This is a genomic window from Bacillus coreaensis, assembly GCF_050586445.1.
Taxonomy (GTDB): domain Bacteria; phylum Bacillota; class Bacilli; order Bacillales; family Cytobacillaceae; genus Robertmurraya_A; species Robertmurraya_A coreaensis.
This window is the reverse complement of sequence record NZ_JBOCCY010000006.1, coordinates 21,398-37,541: the sequence shown is the minus strand read 5'-3', so window position 1 is coordinate 37,541 and position 16,144 is coordinate 21,398. Positions and strand designations below refer to the sequence as shown.

15 protein-coding genes and 3 riboswitches are annotated in these 16,144 nt (G+C 42.0%); of the genes, 6 read left to right on the top strand and 9 right to left on the bottom strand.

Annotated elements, in window-relative coordinates:
* Window positions 1-2: 2 nt before the first annotated feature.
* From ACQ5H4_RS11115 to cbiB, 8 genes are all read right to left on the bottom strand, one after another.
* The gene (locus ACQ5H4_RS11115) at window positions 3-539 is read right to left on the bottom strand and encodes a cob(I)yrinic acid a,c-diamide adenosyltransferase (protein WP_430774985.1); all 537 of its coding nucleotides are present in this window, start codon (window positions 537-539) and stop codon (window positions 3-5) included.
* 138 nt (window positions 540-677) lie between these two features.
* Window positions 678-861, bottom strand: a riboswitch (cobalamin riboswitch).
* Between the two features lie 119 nt (window positions 862-980).
* The gene (locus tag ACQ5H4_RS11110) at window positions 981-1,598 is read right to left on the bottom strand and encodes a histidine phosphatase family protein (protein ID WP_430774984.1); all 618 of its coding nucleotides are present in this window, start codon (window positions 1,596-1,598) and stop codon (window positions 981-983) included.
* A gap of 21 nt (window positions 1,599-1,619) precedes the next feature.
* Window positions 1,620-2,330, bottom strand: coding sequence for an ATP-binding protein (locus ACQ5H4_RS11105; protein ID WP_430774983.1), 711 nt, complete (start codon window positions 2,328-2,330; stop codon window positions 1,620-1,622).
* Complete coding sequence (locus ACQ5H4_RS11100; RefSeq protein ID WP_430774982.1) at window positions 2,327-2,818, bottom strand: ECF transporter S component; 492 nt, start codon at window positions 2,816-2,818, stop codon at window positions 2,327-2,329. Before ACQ5H4_RS11100 ends, ACQ5H4_RS11105 begins: the two co-directional genes overlap by 4 nt.
* A 25-nt stretch (window positions 2,819-2,843) precedes the next feature.
* On the bottom strand, window positions 2,844-3,287 hold the full coding sequence (locus ACQ5H4_RS11095) for a bifunctional adenosylcobinamide kinase/adenosylcobinamide-phosphate guanylyltransferase (RefSeq protein WP_430774981.1): 444 nt from the start codon (window positions 3,285-3,287) through the stop codon (window positions 2,844-2,846).
* Window positions 3,256-3,864 (bottom strand): bifunctional adenosylcobinamide kinase/adenosylcobinamide-phosphate guanylyltransferase, encoded by a 609-nt coding sequence (locus ACQ5H4_RS11090; RefSeq protein WP_430774980.1) that lies wholly within the window; start codon window positions 3,862-3,864, stop codon window positions 3,256-3,258. Before ACQ5H4_RS11090 ends, ACQ5H4_RS11095 begins: the two co-directional genes overlap by 32 nt.
* On the bottom strand, window positions 3,843-4,922 hold the full coding sequence (gene cobD, locus ACQ5H4_RS11085) for a threonine-phosphate decarboxylase CobD (RefSeq protein WP_430774979.1): 1,080 nt from the start codon (window positions 4,920-4,922) through the stop codon (window positions 3,843-3,845). Before cobD ends, ACQ5H4_RS11090 begins: the two co-directional genes overlap by 22 nt.
* A complete protein-coding gene (gene cbiB / locus ACQ5H4_RS11080) occupies window positions 4,897-5,862 on the bottom strand; it encodes an adenosylcobinamide-phosphate synthase CbiB (protein WP_430774978.1) in 966 nt (321 codons plus the stop codon). The genes cobD and cbiB overlap by 26 nt, the downstream gene beginning before the upstream one ends.
* A 202-nt stretch (window positions 5,863-6,064) precedes the next feature.
* Window positions 6,065-6,251, bottom strand: a riboswitch (cobalamin riboswitch).
* A 274-nt stretch (window positions 6,252-6,525) separates the two neighbouring features.
* Between cbiB and ilvD the strand changes: the two genes are divergently transcribed.
* The 6 genes from ilvD to ACQ5H4_RS11050 all read left to right on the top strand — a co-directional run bounded on the left by ilvD (window position 6,526) and on the right by ACQ5H4_RS11050 (window position 13,449).
* Window positions 6,526-8,199, top strand: a complete 1,674-nt coding sequence (gene ilvD / locus ACQ5H4_RS11075) for a dihydroxy-acid dehydratase (RefSeq protein WP_430774977.1) — start codon at window positions 6,526-6,528, stop codon at window positions 8,197-8,199.
* Window positions 8,200-8,378: 179 nt separating this feature from the next.
* Window positions 8,379-8,485, top strand: a riboswitch (SAM riboswitch).
* A 73-nt stretch (window positions 8,486-8,558) separates the two neighbouring features.
* Window positions 8,559-9,572, top strand: coding sequence for a methionine ABC transporter ATP-binding protein (locus ACQ5H4_RS11070; RefSeq protein ID WP_430774976.1), 1,014 nt, complete (start codon window positions 8,559-8,561; stop codon window positions 9,570-9,572).
* Window positions 9,562-10,227, top strand: coding sequence for a methionine ABC transporter permease (locus ACQ5H4_RS11065; protein WP_430774975.1), 666 nt, complete (start codon window positions 9,562-9,564; stop codon window positions 10,225-10,227). The genes ACQ5H4_RS11070 and ACQ5H4_RS11065 overlap by 11 nt, the downstream gene beginning before the upstream one ends.
* Before the next feature lie 97 nt (window positions 10,228-10,324).
* Complete coding sequence (locus tag ACQ5H4_RS11060) at window positions 10,325-11,167, top strand: MetQ/NlpA family ABC transporter substrate-binding protein (protein WP_430774974.1); 843 nt, start codon at window positions 10,325-10,327, stop codon at window positions 11,165-11,167.
* A 64-nt stretch (window positions 11,168-11,231) separates the two neighbouring features.
* Window positions 11,232-12,323, top strand: a complete 1,092-nt coding sequence (locus ACQ5H4_RS11055) for an iron-containing alcohol dehydrogenase family protein (RefSeq protein WP_430774973.1) — start codon at window positions 11,232-11,234, stop codon at window positions 12,321-12,323.
* 163 nt (window positions 12,324-12,486) lie between these two features.
* The gene (locus ACQ5H4_RS11050; protein WP_430774972.1) at window positions 12,487-13,449 is read left to right on the top strand and encodes an NAD(P)H-dependent flavin oxidoreductase; all 963 of its coding nucleotides are present in this window, start codon (window positions 12,487-12,489) and stop codon (window positions 13,447-13,449) included.
* 242 nt (window positions 13,450-13,691) lie between these two features.
* Here the strand turns inward: ACQ5H4_RS11050 and ACQ5H4_RS11045 are convergent, their stop codons facing one another.
* On the bottom strand, window positions 13,692-16,115 hold the full coding sequence (locus ACQ5H4_RS11045) for a heavy metal translocating P-type ATPase (RefSeq protein ID WP_430774971.1): 2,424 nt from the start codon (window positions 16,113-16,115) through the stop codon (window positions 13,692-13,694).
* Between the last annotated feature and the right edge of the window lie 29 nt (window positions 16,116-16,144).

Sequence of the window (16,144 nt, the reverse complement as noted above, 5' to 3'; positions counted from 1 at the left end):
TTCTAATAATCTAGACCGACTATGGCTGGAACTTCTTGATCATAGTAATGCTTGATTTCTTTCATTTCTGTTACTAAATCTGCTGAAAGAAGAATATCCTTTTTGGCTCCCCTCCCAGTCAATACGACATGGAGTCCCTCTCTTCTTGACTGAAGCGCTTCCAATACCTCTTTTGTTGTGACGATATCCTCAATCGGAAACCGAGAAACGGCTAACGCGTTATTTATCTCATCAAGAATAAGTACATCCACATCATTGCTTTTTAAAAGGTCCTTCGCTAGTAACCAAGCTTGTTTTAAAGCCGTCCGATGTTCCTCGGGTGTTTTCGTCCATGTAAATCCCATTCCCATTGGATATATATCGATTCCTAGCTTTTGCAAGACTTTCCGTTCACCAACGGTTCGGTCGGGAGATTTAATAAATTGAATCATTTTGACCCTTTTCCCCTGACCAGCTGCTCTTACCGCGAGTCCAAGGGCAGCTGTTGTTTTCCCTTTTCCTTCTCCGGTATACACGAGTAGTTGACCTTTGTTCTCCATTCCTTTTCACCCCATTCTGTACTTTGTTACATACTGAGCAAAAGAAAAACACTCCCCATAGGAAGTGTTAACAATGTCCGTAAACATTTAGTGAGCAAAAAGGCCGTCACCTAACACCTCCCCTATCCTCGTAGGTTGGTACCATCCTAGTCTTAGGCAGGTCTCCTGGCTTGTGCTCATCACTCGCTACCCCTTCCCGTGTTTTTAACACAGTGGGTGATGTAGCTTGCTCACACTTACAGTGGCGGGACCGCATTGGCATTGAACCAATTTCCCTTTAATCTCTTCCGTTTGAAAAGAAACCTAAGTCTTTTTGTATTTGTTTTTTTGTATTTAATTGGATTATACTCCTCAGAAACGTAAGCTGAGAAGTGCTCGAAGCCGCCTTTTCGAAAGTTTCATAATAAACTCATAATTCAGATGAACAATTGTCACAATTTACTAAACAGAGGCTAGCAATAGATGTTCTACACTTCCCTCTACAAGAAGCTTTCTTTCTCCTTTCTCCAGTCTTATCAAGGTTAAGCTCGTTCCCTCAGTAATAGGAGTAGACCAAAAATCTTTTATTGTAAGCTTTTTCACAATCGATAAAAAAGCCATGATGGCAACCCCATGAGTGACAATTAGCACTCTTCCGTCCGTATAGGTTCTTTCTATCTCCTGTAAGAAGTCTTCTACTCTAGTAATTACTTCTTCAAAGGTTTCTCCACCTTCGTTGTAGTACCTGTCTGGAGCATCCCAGTAATGCCTATACTCTGATGGAAACTCACGATGGATTTCGTCCTCCGTTTTCCCCTGCCAATTTCCAAGATGAATTTCCATTAAGCGGGGATCAGTTATTATCTGTTTTTCCATTGGCCTTATAAGCTTCGCGGTGGTATAAGCCCTACCACTGGGAGAAGAGATGACCTCATGAAAGGAGGTACCAGCTAAGTAGTCTCTCAACCTTTTAGCATCCTCCAATCCTTTTTTTGTAAGGGAGGAATCCAATCTGCCCTGCATTCGCTTTTGTACATTCCAAGTGGTTTGTCCATGCCTAGCAATATATAAATCAACCATTTTGGTCACTCCCTACTCGATTTAAAAAGTTACTTCATGATAATAATGTCCTGAGAGGTCCTTCACCATATGCCCTTTCTCAGCTGGAAACGCAATAAGGCAGCATGTAGATGGACCGGATGTTTTTTCTAAATCGATTACACTATTCACTTCATTTTTTAAAAACGTCCGATTTGAAAATAGACGATTTAATTTATAAAGCACTCCCTTGGACCCAACTGGCAATAAGACAGCTTCTTCTATTTGTGAGAGCTCCTTTACTAACTGTAGTGGTGCTACTTCTGTATCCTGCTCTATTACTTCATTTCCGACGAGAGGCAGCCCAATAATAGCGACTTTCGTATTTTCTAGAAATGGAATGGCACTCATAGAAGCATCGTTTGTTCTTTTTCCTAATACCGTTAAACCCACCGCGGATTGTACAAGTGAAAAGTTACTTTCTGTGCTTCCGGTGATCGGAACATCTGGTACAGAAAGCTCATGCAGTCCTCTCGTTATTCCCTTTACGAGTCCTTCCCACGCCTCATCTCCACAAAAGTTTTGAAGAATTACTGCTTCAGGAGTAGCTCCCGCACAATAGCATTCCAAGGCTGCTACACGAAAAGTATAATAACCGACGATATCATAAGGAACCTGTACCGCATCCAGATTTTTTAAACCGATTGCTCCGCTATTATCTGATGCTACTACAAGGGTTTCTCTACCCATATTTAGCAATTGGACATCTCTCATTTTTGAAATTTCCCTGCGACTGCTGGTTTCATAATACTCGCTAAACGAGGAGCGACAATCACTGCTAGGATGGTATTTATGACCGCAGCAATCAGTAATGATGGAACCATACTTACATAGAATGCTTTTGAAATTAAATAGATAAATGGCAGTGGTGCTGCAAAGGTATTTCCTAGCACGAATAAGATAGAAGCAGTCCACTTGCTTCCTTTATGATAAAAATATGCAAATACCCATACTAACAAGGCCATTTCGATAGCAATTAAAAAATGCATCGGTCCAAGAGGCATTCCTCCAATTAACGCAGAGACCATATGTCCTAATCCACCGACGATTGCACCCGGAATTCCTCCTAGAAGCGCGGCAGCCACTAGTGCTGGAAACGAATCAAGCGCGACACTTCCAATGATTGCTGGAATTTTTATCGCACCTCCTACAACGGTTAAAGCTATAAATACAGCCATCCATGTTACTTTTGCCACCTTCATTTTTCTTCCTCCTTTTGGATTATAATCACTTTACACGTTGACCAATTCCGTACCAGATGTGATCCACTCGATCACATAATTGGACCGTATCCTGAAACGTCCATCCTGCATCATCACGCCATTTCCGATCCGTTTTTTCAACAGGCACAATTCCTCTTGTAATATCCGAACCAATGATAACGACCTTTCTCTTCCAACCATCCTTTTCCCAACAATCCCATTTCTGCAGTGTTTCTTTCCATATGTTTCTTACTGTATCCGATTCATGCTGAAGCGATAGTTCCCTAATCCAATACTCGATTCCTTCTACCACTACTAAAGATGCAGCGGGATCTTCACTAAGCCAGTCATAAAACGAGGTTTCATAAGCCTTTATCCAGTTTTCTTTTGGATACTTGCACAGATTATAGTGGGTACTAACCCACTCTGCCTTGCCGTTACAAGCTCCGCCTATTACGAAATGCAACATCATCACCCTCCTTTTTCATACAAATTGGAATACCTGCTTCAACGAGATATGCCTCCTTTGCAATGGAAACGACCTGTTGGTTTAGCCTGCCAAGGAGCTTTGCATACACAAGCACCAGGTCACTTGAGAATATCGGTTCATTCAAGATTTCATTGCTAACAACGATGAGCGTATGACAGTTTTTTTGTATTGTGAGAATGCCCTCCATAGTCGATTTCTTGATTTCCTCATGAAAAGACGGGTCCATCAGTCGCTCCTCGATTTGAAACAAACGGTTGTTTAATAGATAAGTTAGGCAATCAAAGAGCACAATATCATTCGACTGAAAAACAGTTGATAGATTATGTAAAAAATAGGGCTCCTCCCATGTTGTCCATTGTTGCTCCCCTTCATTTCTTTGTACTTGATGTCTATGAATTCGGTCCTTCATTTCCGCATCAAAGACAACTCCAGAAGCAATGTAATGGAGATTGCCATAGGTACTCTTTGCAAGACTCATCGCTGTTTTCTCAGCAAAACTGCTTTTTCCACTTCTAACACCACCACTGATAAAAATCAGCTGTCCACCTTCCGCCATTCACTCATCACCTCTAATAACCTTTCATGCTCGGTTGGTCCTTTTATCGCCAGTCGTAGCCACTTTCCTTTAAGTCCCGGAAAATTCATCGTATGCCGTGGAATCATTCCCTTTTCCATCAAAAAATAAAAAAATGGAAATTGATCAGTTACTTTCGTATCTTTTAGCAAATAAAAGTTTACAGTTGATGGGGAATAAGAAAACTCCTGTTCACGATAAAAACACTGTAGCTTCTCCCGCTCCTGTTTTATCAAATGAATGGTTTGTTCTACATAGTCACTTTCTGACAAACACCATTCCCCCACCTTCATAGCTACCGCATTTACACTCCAATGTGGTTTGATTTTCCTAATTTTTGCTAGCAGGGCTTCATCGGCTATTAAGTATCCCAGGCGGATTCCTGGAATGCTGAACATTTTTGTCATCGAACGAAGAATGATCATATTTCCGCCATGTTGGAGACAGGAAACGGTTGATTCGTACCCTTCTATAAAGTCATAAAAGGCCTCGTCAACGATGAGCAAGGTTCCGAATTTGGAACATTCATGGGCAAGAAGCTCAATCGTTAGTTTCGGAAAAAACATTCCCGTTGGATTGTTTGGATTGCACAGAAATACAGCGTCTACTTCACGTAAGTTCACTAGTAATTCATCTAAACGTAATTCCCAGCTGTCTACATCCATCAAGTGATAGCGTACTTCACATTGATTCACTCGGCATGCTTCTTCGTATTCAGAAAAGGCTGGTTGGACGATAAGCGCTTTTTTACCAGAGAGCAGTCGTCCGACCAAAGAAATAAGCTCCGCCCCTCCGTTCCCCACTAAGATTTGCTCTTTTCTTACGCTTTCTTTCTTTGCAAGCAAACCTGTGAGCCTTTCTGCCGTCGGATCGGGATAACCAGATACAAGCGAGTACAGCTCATTCCACCTGTCTTTTACTATGGCTGGTGGACCGAGCGGGTTAATATTGGCACTAAAATCAATCACTGATTCAGGCATGTCAAGATGAAGTGCTTTATATAAAAATTGTGGATTAGATCCGTGCATAGGCCACTTCAACGATCATCCCTCCAATCCATAATAAAAGTAAAAATGTGAGTACTGTTCGAGTTAAAATACCATTGGTTTGTAAAATATGCTCTCCAGTAACAGGAAAATAAGGTTCTCCCATTTTGGCTCGATCGGAGCGAATGCCCTTGTAATAATTGATTCCTCCGAGCTGAATCCCAAGTATTGCAGCCACAGCTGCTTCTCCCCATCCACTGTTTGGGCTCGGATGTTTTTTGGCATCACGAAGAATGATTTTTGCTGACTCTTTTACCGAGGATCGGACAGGCTTATTGCTAAAGAGCATACAAATGGAGGTTAGGCGACTTGGAATCAAATTTAACCAATCATCAAGCTTCGCTGACGCCCAGCCAAACTCCATGTATTGATCATTTCTATAACCTACCATCGAATCGCAAGTATTGACCGCACGGTACAGCATCGCGAGCGGGGCACCACCGAGTAACGCCCAAAACAAGGGAGCTGTTACTCCATCACTTGTGTTTTCTGCGACCGTTTCAATTGTCGCGCGAACCACACCCTGTTCATCAAGTTGATCCGTGTCACGACCAACGATATACGATAGCTTGTGACGAGCTTCCACTAGATCTCCCTTTTTTAACGGACCATACACCGTCATCGCTGCTTCCTTTAAGCTTTTTTGTGCAATCGTCGTCCAAATAATCACCGCTTCAACCATAATTCCGACCATGAAATGAACTTGATAAGCTAACATCGTAATTAGGATCGTAATCCCCACGACGAGCAAGAGAAGCGTAACTACCATAGCGAGTCCGTTCCATTTTTTCCGCGTCCCTTTATTCCACTTTTTCTCGAGCTTATAAATCAGTGTTCCGATCCACTTCACCGGATGTGGCCAATCGATGGGATCACCGAGAAGTAAATCAATAAAATAAGCAATCGTCATTGCGAATAAATGTTGAAGAAACATGATAAACCCTCCTTCATAAATATTTAACAAGTTGGACAGTTTCCACCCGAAGAAAGCCTTAGTTGCGTAGCAACACCAGCTTGCGGAGGATGAAACTGGCCCACTTTTGCATAAAAAAAACATCTCCACATAGAAATGGAGATGTTGGAATAAGTTTCTTCGTTATGTAAGAAACCGACCACACCACCTATCCTCGTAGGTACACGGTGTCAAGAGATAGTCAGGTTTCCTGGCTCATGGTCATTGCTTTCTGTACCTTCCCATGCATTTCTTTATTGCACAGTGGTTTTTACAGTATGCTCCCATATACAGTGGCGGGACCGCGTTGGACTTTCACCAACTTCCCTAGACTTCTAAAAAAGAAGTACGCCTATTCTTGCTCATATATACTTTTCTTATCTTAATACTAATCTTGTAAAAAGGGAATGACAAGGCAATCACTGACAATAATTTTTTCATTGTGACAAATTGGAAACGCCTTCCTACTATCACTATAAGAATATTAAAAAGCACCAAAATAGTACGAAAGAGGGTAACTTATAAAATCTACCAAATGATTGTTTTGTCATCTTTCTTTACAATTCTCCTTCTATTTGTTAAAATTTTTTAATAATTTAAAACATTAACATCATTGTGTTTTTGATAGATTGGGAGGAATTTAGAATGGCAGAATTAAGAAGTAATATGATAAAAAAGGGATTTGATCGTGCACCACACCGAAGCCTATTGCGTGCGGCTGGGGTAAAAGAAGAGGATTTTGGTAAGCCGTTTATCGCGGTAGTCAATTCATACATTGATATTGTACCAGGACATGTGCACTTACAAGAGTTTGGAAAAATTGTAAAAGATGCCATTCGAGAAGCGGGTGGAGTTCCATTCGAAATGAACACAATTGGTGTGGATGATGGAATTGCGATGGGTCATATCGGCATGCGCTACTCACTTCCAAGCCGTGAGATTATTGCGGATTCAGTGGAAACAGTTGTGGCAGCACACTGGTTTGACGGAATGGTTTGTATTCCAAACTGTGACAAAATCACACCAGGTATGTTGATGGCATCACTTCGCTTAAATATCCCTACTGTTTTCGTAAGTGGTGGACCAATGAAGGCGGGAGTAACTAGCGATGGTAAAAAGATCTCACTTTCTTCTGTATTTGAAGGTGTTGGTGCATACCAAGCTGGAAAACTTGATGACAAGGGACTATTAGAATTAGAACAGTTCGGCTGTCCAACATGTGGATCTTGTTCTGGTATGTTTACAGCAAACTCGATGAACTGTTTAGCAGAAGCGCTTGGATTGGCTCTTCCTGGTAATGGAACAATTTTAGCTGTAGCGCCTGAGCGTAGAGATTTCGTTAGGAAATCAGCAACACAGTTAATGGAGCTTATTGAAAAGGATATTAAGCCTCGTGATATCGTTACAGAAAAAGCAATCGATAACGCGTTTGCTCTTGATATGGCATTAGGTGGATCTTCTAATACGGTACTACACACATTAGCGTTAGCTCATGAAGCAGAAATTGATTACCCAATTGGTAGAATTAATGAAGTAGCAGCTCGTGTTCCTCATTTGTCTAAGCTTGCTCCTGCTTCTGATGTATTTATTGAAGATTTGCATGAAGCGGGTGGTGTGTCTGCGGTTCTAAACGAATTATCTAAGAAAGAAGGAGCTCTTCACTTAGATACGTTAACGGTGACAGGGAAAACACTTGGTGAAAATATTGCCGGATGTGATGTAAAGAACTTTGATGTCATTCATTCCATTGATAACCCACATAGCGAAAAGGGTGGCCTAGCTGTATTGTTTGGTAACCTTGCTCCAGATGGTGCCATCATTAAAACTGGTGGAATCACTGGTGGAAATCGCCATGAAGGACCGGCTGTTGTATTTGATTCACAAGACGAAGCCCTTCACGGCATTGCAAACGGAAAAGTAAAAGAAGGCGATGTAGTAGTTATCCGTTACGAAGGACCTAAAGGTGGACCTGGTATGCCTGAAATGCTTGCCCCTACTTCTCAAATCATGGGTATGGGACTTGGTGCGAAGGTTGCTCTTGTAACAGATGGTCGCTTCTCTGGTGCTTCACGTGGATTGTCTATCGGTCACGCTTCACCAGAAGCAGCTGAAGGTGGACCATTAGCGTTTATCCAAAATGGAGATCAAATTGTCATTGATGTTGACGCTCGTTCCATGGACGTTGTTCTTTCTGACGAAGAATGGGCAGAGCGTAAAGCTAACTGGAAAGGCTTTGAACCAAAGGTGAAAAAGGGTTATCTTGCTCGTTATTCGAAGCTTGTAACATCTGCTAGCACCGGTGGAGTTATGAAAATCTAATCATTTCTCGACACTCATTCACGATTTGTGGATGGGTGTTTTTATTTTTTTTATAAATTTTTTTCCGCTTACAGCCTCAGTTATGTAAGCGCTCCCTACACTTCCCTCTATCAAGAACAGCTGTTGACACTTCTCCCCTATTAGATTTATGATTCATGTAACAAATTAATAAGACCTTTTACTTATCAAGAGTGACTGAGGGATTAGGCCCTATGACGTCCGGCAACCTCCATTTCATGGAACGGTGCCACTTCCTACAGAATGATTCCATTCTGAAAGATAAGTCGTATATATAACGATGCCTCTTTCTGACTGGAAAGAGGTTTTTTTGTATTTTTATAGCTTAAGGGGTGACATGAATGATCGAAGTAAAAGACTTGGTGAAAGTCTATCAAACAAAAAAAGGTGAAGTAATAGGTGTGGACCATGTGTCACTAACCGTGAACAAAGGCGAAATTTTTGGAATTGTAGGGTATAGCGGTGCTGGAAAAAGTTCGTTACTACGCTGTTTGAATTTATTGGAGGCTCCTACCTCAGGAGAAGTTAAGATCGACGGGGTTTCTCTTACGTCACTGCGAAAAAAGGAGCTACGAAGTGCTCGTCAAAAAATCGGGATGATTTTCCAACACTTCTATCTCGTAAGCTCAAAGACTGTTTTTGAAAACGTAGCTTTCGCTCTAAAAGCGGCTTATAAATCGAAAGCAGAGATAGATGCAAGAGTAACTGAGCTACTTGATATGGTTGGCTTGTCAGATAAGCGTGATGTGTATCCGTCTCAGTTGAGCGGTGGACAAAAGCAACGAGTAGGAATTGCGAGAGCGTTAGCAAATAACCCTTCCGTTCTCCTTTGTGATGAAGCTACCTCTGCCCTAGACCCGAGCACGACGAAATCGATTTTATCTTTGTTAAAAAAGATTAACCAAGAGTTAGGGTTAACAATTGTACTGATTACACACGAGATGGAAGTCGTAAAAGAGATTTGTGACCGAATGGCAGTTATGCAGGACGGGCGAATTGTTGAGGAAGGGCCAGTGTATGACTTGTTCGCAAATCCAATAAACGAACTTACCAAGGAATTCATTAATACCATTCTACAATTTGATTTACCAGAACACTTGCTATCTTCAAGCAAAGGAAAAATTGTAAAGATTCATTTCCGCGGGGCGATTGCTGAAGAATCAGTGATTTCAGATGCACTACAGAAGTACCAAGTGAAGGGCAATATTTTACACGGCAAAATCGAGTACATAAAAGAGACTCCACTTGGAATCTTCATTATGGAACTTACAGGTGACACCGCTGAAGTAGAACATGCGATTCAATATATCACATCTCGCACAGAAAGCTTGGAGGTGATCCGAGATGCCGCTTGATAGCTTGATAGAATTACTACCTGATTTGAACAAAGCCTTTTTTGAAACGATTTATATGGTGGGAATATCGATTGTGGTAGCTATGATTGTCGGATTGCCCGTGGGAGTCCTATTGTTTGTTACCGACCGCGGATTATTTTTAGAGAATTCCCTATTTAATCAGATTGTAGGATTTTTAGTGAACATGATTCGCTCGGTCCCGTTTATCATCTTGCTCATTGCCCTTTTGCCATTGGCAGACTTGATCGCTGGTTCAACAATCGGGCCAACTGCGGCTTCTGTTTCACTCTCAGTAGCTGCGATTCCTTTCTTTGCAAGATTGGTAGAACAGTCACTGCGTGAGATTGATAAAGGAGTGATTGAGGCAGCGGTCGCGGTCGGGGCTTCCCCATGGATGATCATCAAGGAGGTTCTTCTTCCAGAGGCCAAACCAGGGATCATTCAAGGCGTGACCATTACGATTATTAGTTTAGTCGCTTACTCCGCGATGGCTGGAATTGTTGGCGGTGGTGGTGTTGGGGACCTTGCCATCCGGTTCGGGTACTACCGATACGACAACACCGTCATGATCACCACCGTTATCATCCTAATTTGTTTAGTCCAGCTCATCCAATTTTTCGGTGACCGACTAGCAAAAGCAGTAAACAAAAAATAAATCACATGTAACCACTGTCCATCCCAGAAGGACAAAAACGCACCAACTGTCCACGAAGGGTGACAGACACCATAAAACTATTGGAGGAATATTTACGATGAGAAAGTTATTTTTGAGTTTTGTCATTTTGATTGCTATTGCGGCTCTTGCAGCTTGCGGTGGAAGTTCTGAGGAAGCTTCTTCTTCTGAGGAAAGTGCGACTACGAAAAAAGAAGTGAAAATTGGAGCAACGTCTGGTCCATATAGTGACATGGTTTCAAACGCAATTAAGCCTTTATTAGAGGAAAAAGGCTATGAAGTAGAAGTAGTAGAATTCAGTGACTATGTTCAACCAAATCTCGCTCTTTCCAAGGGAGACATTAACGCGAACCTATTCCAGCACAAAATATACATGGAAAACTTCGCAAAAGAAAATAAGATTGAACTAACTGATGTTATTTCCGTACCAACTGCACCAATGGGAATCTACTCTAAGACGTTTACTTCTATAGATGAAATTGCGGAGGGTGCTGATATAGCTATTCCAAATGACCCAACAAACGCAGCACGTGCTTTCTTAATTTTAGAAGATCTTGGGTTAATCACATTAAACGCAGATGCTGACCCATTAACGGTTTCAGAAAAAGACGTAGAAAAGAACGTAAAAAATCTAGTATTCCAACCAATTGAAGCAGCTCAGCTTCCACGTGCGGTTGACAGCGTGGACCTTGCTGCTGTACCAGGGAACTTCGCTTTAGCAGCAAAAATGGACTTATTAGACGCATTACAGCTTGAAAATATGCCAGATCAATACCGTAACCGTGTGGTAGTTGACACAAAAAATATTGACAGCCAATTTGCAAAAGATCTGAAAGAAGTTGTTGAATCAGAAGAATTTGAAACCATCATCGACGAGGACTTCCAAGGCTTTGGTAAACCTGAATGGATGGTAAATCGCTAATTGATAAACTAGTAAAAACAACGCCCTCAGCCGGCGTTGTTTTTACTAGAAAGGAATGAAGACAATGACAAAACTCGAAGTGCGTGGTGCTCCCTCCTATTATGCATGTCATGAGGGTTCGTTAAATGACCTTGAAAATCTACTTCTCTTGAATTCAATTCATCACTGCTTAGTCATTCACGGAGAACAATCTTGGAAAGCAGCAGCATCCTATTTTCCAAATATCTCAAATGTAAAGCTCACCTTTGTTTCCTATCAGGGGGAGTGCTCATTAATTGCAGTACAGAGAATCTCTACGATTGTCAGTGGTACAAATATCGACGCCATCATCGGTATCGGCGGAGGAAAAGTGCTTGATCTGGCAAAGGCAGTGGCAAATGAAACAAACAAAGAAGCCATTCTTATCCCAACTCTTGCCTCCACCTGCGCTGCTTGGACTCCATTAAGCGTGTTTTATACAGAAGAAGGCGAATTCACGCATTACACCATTTTCCCGAAAAGTACACTAATCGTCTTAATAGAACCGCGTATCATTCTTCATTCACCAATTAAATATGTTCGAGCAGGGATTGCAGACACATTGGCCAAATGGTACGAAGCTGATGTGTTAGTACGCGACTTACAAGACCTTCCGTTGCCTGTAAAAATCGCCCATCAAAGTGCGAGGCTTTGCCAGATTGTTTTACTTGAACATAGTCAAACTGCACTGAACGCGATGGAAGCAAACACTTCTTCACCTGCTTTTCTTCAAGTAATTGAAACGATCATTGTAGCTGGTGGAATGGTCGGTGGATTCGGAGACCGGTACGGGAGAATTGCTGCTGCCCACTCGGTTCATAATGGATTAACGGTAGCTCAAGAAACCCATCATCTATTGCACGGTGAAAAAGTAGCGTACGGTATACTTGTTCAGCTAGTGCTCGAGGAGAATTTAGAAGAGGTTGCCTCTCTTCTGCCTTTCTACAAAGCTTTAGAGCTTCCAATACTATTAAGAGATCTAGGGCTGAACCGCGATGATCTCGAAAAACTCAAAACAATCGCCGAGAGAACAGTAGCTTCTGATGAGTCCATTCATTACTTGGAGAAGGACTTTACTTCAGACGATCTATTAACCGCAATTCTATCACTGGAAACCTTTGTTCATCCCCTTGTCTAACAGAACAAGGGGTTTTTTATCCAAACGGAACACTTTTATTCAATGTTCACAAAATGTTACCAACTATTATTATCAATTTTTAGTACCTAGTAATATATATCACATCATTTTCCCATACTACATGCTAGAATCTAATGGAGATTAAAAGAAATGGGTGATAATCATGAATTTTCCTCAGTTAAAAATCGGACATATGCTTCCGAAAGCTCCGATTATTCAAGGTGGCATGGGTGTTGGAATTTCCCTTAGCAAGCTTGCATCTGCTGTTGCAAATGCAGGTGGAATTGGCATAATTTCTGGTACAGGGATTTCCGTTGAAGAAATGAGAAACCATATTCGTCAAGCTAAAGCGCTTGTGAAGAAGGATGCAGGATATATTGGTGTAAATGTATTATTTGCAATGAATGACTTTGCAGAGAAAATGAAGGCGGCTCTTGAAGAAAAGGTCGATTTTATTATTTCAGGGGCTGGGATTTCAAGGGATATGTATGCATGGGGCAAGAAAGCAGGTATTCCGGTTCTTTCAATTGTGTCCTCAGCGAAACTGGCGAAAATGTCTGAGCGCCTCGGTGCAGCGGCAGTTGTTGTTGAAGGACATGAAGCGGGTGGCCATCTTGGGACTGAACGTCCATTATTTGAGATTCTTCCTGAAGTGGTGGAGGCCGTATCGATCCCGGTTATCGCAGCGGGTGGAATTATGACAGGAGCAGACATTGCCAAAGCGTTCAGCATGGGAGCTTCTGGAGTCCAAATGGGAACTCGGTTTGTTGCGAGTGAGGAATGTGATGCACCACTTTCCTTTAAGCAGAAATACGTCGAAGCGACGAAGGAAGATACGCTCCTCGTCAAAACGACAGTCGGACTTCATGGTCGCGCGATTGCGAATCATTTCACAGACTTAATCACTACTTCTGAAAAGCTAAAAATCACGAAATGCCTGGATTGCTTGAAAAATTGTTCGTATCGCTTCTGTACCCTTGATTCTCTATTAAAGTCTATGGCGGGCGATGTTGAAAATGGACTTGTGTTTGCAGGAGCAAGAGTTCATGAAATTAAAGAAATTCTTCCTGTGAAAAAAATCTTTGAAAATCTAACAAACGAATATCGAGTAGCGATTAGTAAATAAATATCGAGAGGGTTAGCTGAAGTGGCTAACCCTCTGAATATTATGACAGAGACTCTAACTTTTTCATGCCTCAGATGTCATAACTTTCACTTTATGACCTCTCTCCTTCCTTTTCCCATGCCTCACACGTCATAATCTTCACTTTATGACCCGAGCCCCCTCCTATTCTATCCCCTTCAAGTCATAACCCACGCTCAACCCAAACAAAAAAATACCCCGACCAAAGTCGAGGCATGCAGTCTTTATTGTTTTAGCTTCACTCGCTGTAACCGTAATGCGTTTAACACAACTGATACAGAACTGAAGGCCATGGCTGCTCCCGCAAGCCACGGAGCTAAGAAGCCCAGTGCGGCAATCGGAATACCTAGTGTATTGTAGGCAAATGCCCAGAATAGATTTTGCTTAATATTTGTGATCGTCTTTTTACTCATATAGATGGCATCTGCAATGCTGTTTAAGTCACCGCGGATAAGCGTAATGTCCGCTGCTTCCATCGCTACATCGGTACCTGTTCCAATCGCCATACCGATATCAGCGATTGCCAAAGCTGGAGCATCGTTGATTCCATCGCCAACCATCGCCACTTTCTTTCCAGTTGCTTGCAGCTTTTTCACTTCATCGGCTTTTCCTTCTGGAAGCACTTCGGCAATGACGCGATCTACTCCTGCTTCTTTTGCGATTGATCGAGCGGTTTGCTCGTTGTCACCAGTAATCATGATCACTTCAAGTCCCATTTCCTTCAAGCGTGCAATGGCTGACCGTGACGTTTCTTTTATCGTATCAGCAACTGCAACGATACCAGCAAAAGTGCTATCAACCGCTACTAGCATCGCTGTTTTCCCTTCTTTTTCAAAAGAGACCATGTGTTCAAGAACCATTTCTTCTACATCAATTTCATACTTCTTCATCAAACGACGAGTCCCGACTAACACATCTTTTTCAGCTACCATAGCCTTAATTCCGAAGCCAGGAATCGCTTCAAACTGAGACACATCGACAAGCGCTGTTCCTTTTTCCTTAATTCCTTCCACAATGGCTTGTGCAAGAGGGTGCTCCGATTGCTTCTCCGCAGAACCGACCAATGTTAAGAATTCTTCTTCACTCATGGAAGTTACTACATCCGTTAATACCGGCTTTCCATTGGTAATCGTACCTGTTTTATCAAGAATAACCGTTTGAATGCGGTGCGTCATTTCTAAGTGCTCGCCGCCTTTAAAAAGAATACCGTATTCTGCTGCACGACCAGATCCTGCCATAATTGAAGTTGGTGTAGCAAGACCAAGCGCACAAGGACAAGCAATCACTAGAACGGCAATTAATTTTTCTAATGCTTCTGGGAAGTCACCAGGTGCGACCCAGAAAAACCATACAAGGAAGGTTACAACGGCAATTCCGACTACGATCGGGACAAAAATACCTGAAATATAATCAGCCAAGCGTTGAATCGGGGCCTTTGATCCTTGTGCTTCCTCTACCACCTTAATGATTTGTGCAAGTGCTGTGTCCTTCCCGACTTTGGTTGCTTGCACCTTTAAAAATCCATTTTTATTAAGTGTTGCTCCAATGACCACATCACCCACTGTTTTATCAACTGGAACACTTTCACCGGTAAGCATGCTCTCATCAAGTGCAGACTGTCCTTCTAAAATGACGCCATCCACAGGAATCTTTTCCCCAGGCTTAACCAACAACACATCGCCAGCAATTACCTGCTCTAACGGGATTTCTACTTCCGCTCCATCCCGAACAACAAGAGCTGTTTTTGCTTGAAGCCCCATGAGCTTTTTAATCGCTTCAGAAGAGCGACCTTTTGCTTTCACTTCAAACAATTTTCCTAATATGATTAAGGTGATTAAAACTGCACTCGTTTCAAAATACAATCCGACACCGTGAGCGTTGTGACCAATGGTTCCAATGGCAATATACACACTATAGAAATAAGCGGCAGATGTTCCGAGCGCAACAAGCACATCCATGTTCGCACTTTTGTTTCGTAGTGCTTTATAGGCACCTACATAAAACTGCTTACCAATGAAAAATTGGACAGGTGTCGCTAACGCCATTTGTACCCATGGATTCATGAACGCTTCGGGAACATATAAAAAGGAACTAAATGAAAAGTGCCCTACCATTGCCCACAAAAGTGGAAGAGATAAGATCAAAGAGAAAATAAACTTTCCTTGCTGCTTCTTAATTTCCTTTAAACGGTGATCGACTGTTTCCTTTTCATTTTGGTCGGATTTCACAGATGCCCCGTATCCAAGCTTTTCTATTTTTTGAATCATATCCGTAACAGATACAGTCGCTGGATTATATTCAACTGATGCTTTTTCTAAAGCGAGATTCACGTTGGCACCGACGACACCGTCCAGTTTGTTTAAACCTTTTTCAATACGTGTGGAACAAGCTGCACACGTCATACCTGTCACATTTAGCTCTGCTTTTTCAGTGATTACATCATACCCGAGGGCACGAATCTTCTCTTGAATGTTAGCTGGTCCTATTACAGCAGCATCAAACTTCACCGTCGCTTTTTCGAGTGCCAAATTTACATTTGCATCCGTGACACCATCCATTTTTTTCAGACCTTTTTCAATGCGAGTAGAACACGCAGCACAAGTCATACCAGTAATTTGAAATTGGCTTTCTAGTACTTTTTCACTCATACGAAAAACTCCTTATACCTATATAGGGT

What these genes read in the sequence shown, in the direction of transcription:
- ACQ5H4_RS11115 (WP_430774985.1), bottom strand. Translation starts at nt 539, where the DNA reads ATGGAGAACAAAGGTCAACTACTCGTGTATACCGGAGAAGGAAAAGGG.
- ACQ5H4_RS11110 (WP_430774984.1), bottom strand. Translation starts at nt 1,598, where the DNA reads ATGGTTGATTTATATATTGCTAGGCATGGACAAACCACTTGGAATGTA.
- ACQ5H4_RS11105 (WP_430774983.1), bottom strand. Translation starts at nt 2,330, where the DNA reads ATGAGAGATGTCCAATTGCTAAATATGGGTAGAGAAACCCTTGTAGTA.
- ACQ5H4_RS11100 (WP_430774982.1), bottom strand. Translation starts at nt 2,818, where the DNA reads ATGAAGGTGGCAAAAGTAACATGGATGGCTGTATTTATAGCTTTAACC.
- ACQ5H4_RS11095 (WP_430774981.1), bottom strand. Translation starts at nt 3,287, where the DNA reads ATGTTGCATTTCGTAATAGGCGGAGCTTGTAACGGCAAGGCAGAGTGG.
- ACQ5H4_RS11090 (WP_430774980.1), bottom strand. Translation starts at nt 3,864, where the DNA reads ATGGCGGAAGGTGGACAGCTGATTTTTATCAGTGGTGGTGTTAGAAGT.
- cbiB (WP_430774978.1), bottom strand. Translation starts at nt 5,862, where the DNA reads ATGTTTCTTCAACATTTATTCGCAATGACGATTGCTTATTTTATTGAT.
- ilvD (WP_430774977.1), top strand. Translation starts at nt 6,526, where the DNA reads ATGGCAGAATTAAGAAGTAATATGATAAAAAAGGGATTTGATCGTGCA.
- ACQ5H4_RS11070 (WP_430774976.1), top strand. Translation starts at nt 8,559, where the DNA reads ATGATCGAAGTAAAAGACTTGGTGAAAGTCTATCAAACAAAAAAAGGT.
- ACQ5H4_RS11065 (WP_430774975.1), top strand. Translation starts at nt 9,562, where the DNA reads ATGCCGCTTGATAGCTTGATAGAATTACTACCTGATTTGAACAAAGCC.
- ACQ5H4_RS11060 (WP_430774974.1), top strand. Translation starts at nt 10,325, where the DNA reads ATGAGAAAGTTATTTTTGAGTTTTGTCATTTTGATTGCTATTGCGGCT.
- ACQ5H4_RS11055 (WP_430774973.1), top strand. Translation starts at nt 11,232, where the DNA reads ATGACAAAACTCGAAGTGCGTGGTGCTCCCTCCTATTATGCATGTCAT.
- ACQ5H4_RS11050 (WP_430774972.1), top strand. Translation starts at nt 12,487, where the DNA reads ATGAATTTTCCTCAGTTAAAAATCGGACATATGCTTCCGAAAGCTCCG.
- ACQ5H4_RS11045 (WP_430774971.1), bottom strand. Translation starts at nt 16,115, where the DNA reads ATGAGTGAAAAAGTACTAGAAAGCCAATTTCAAATTACTGGTATGACT.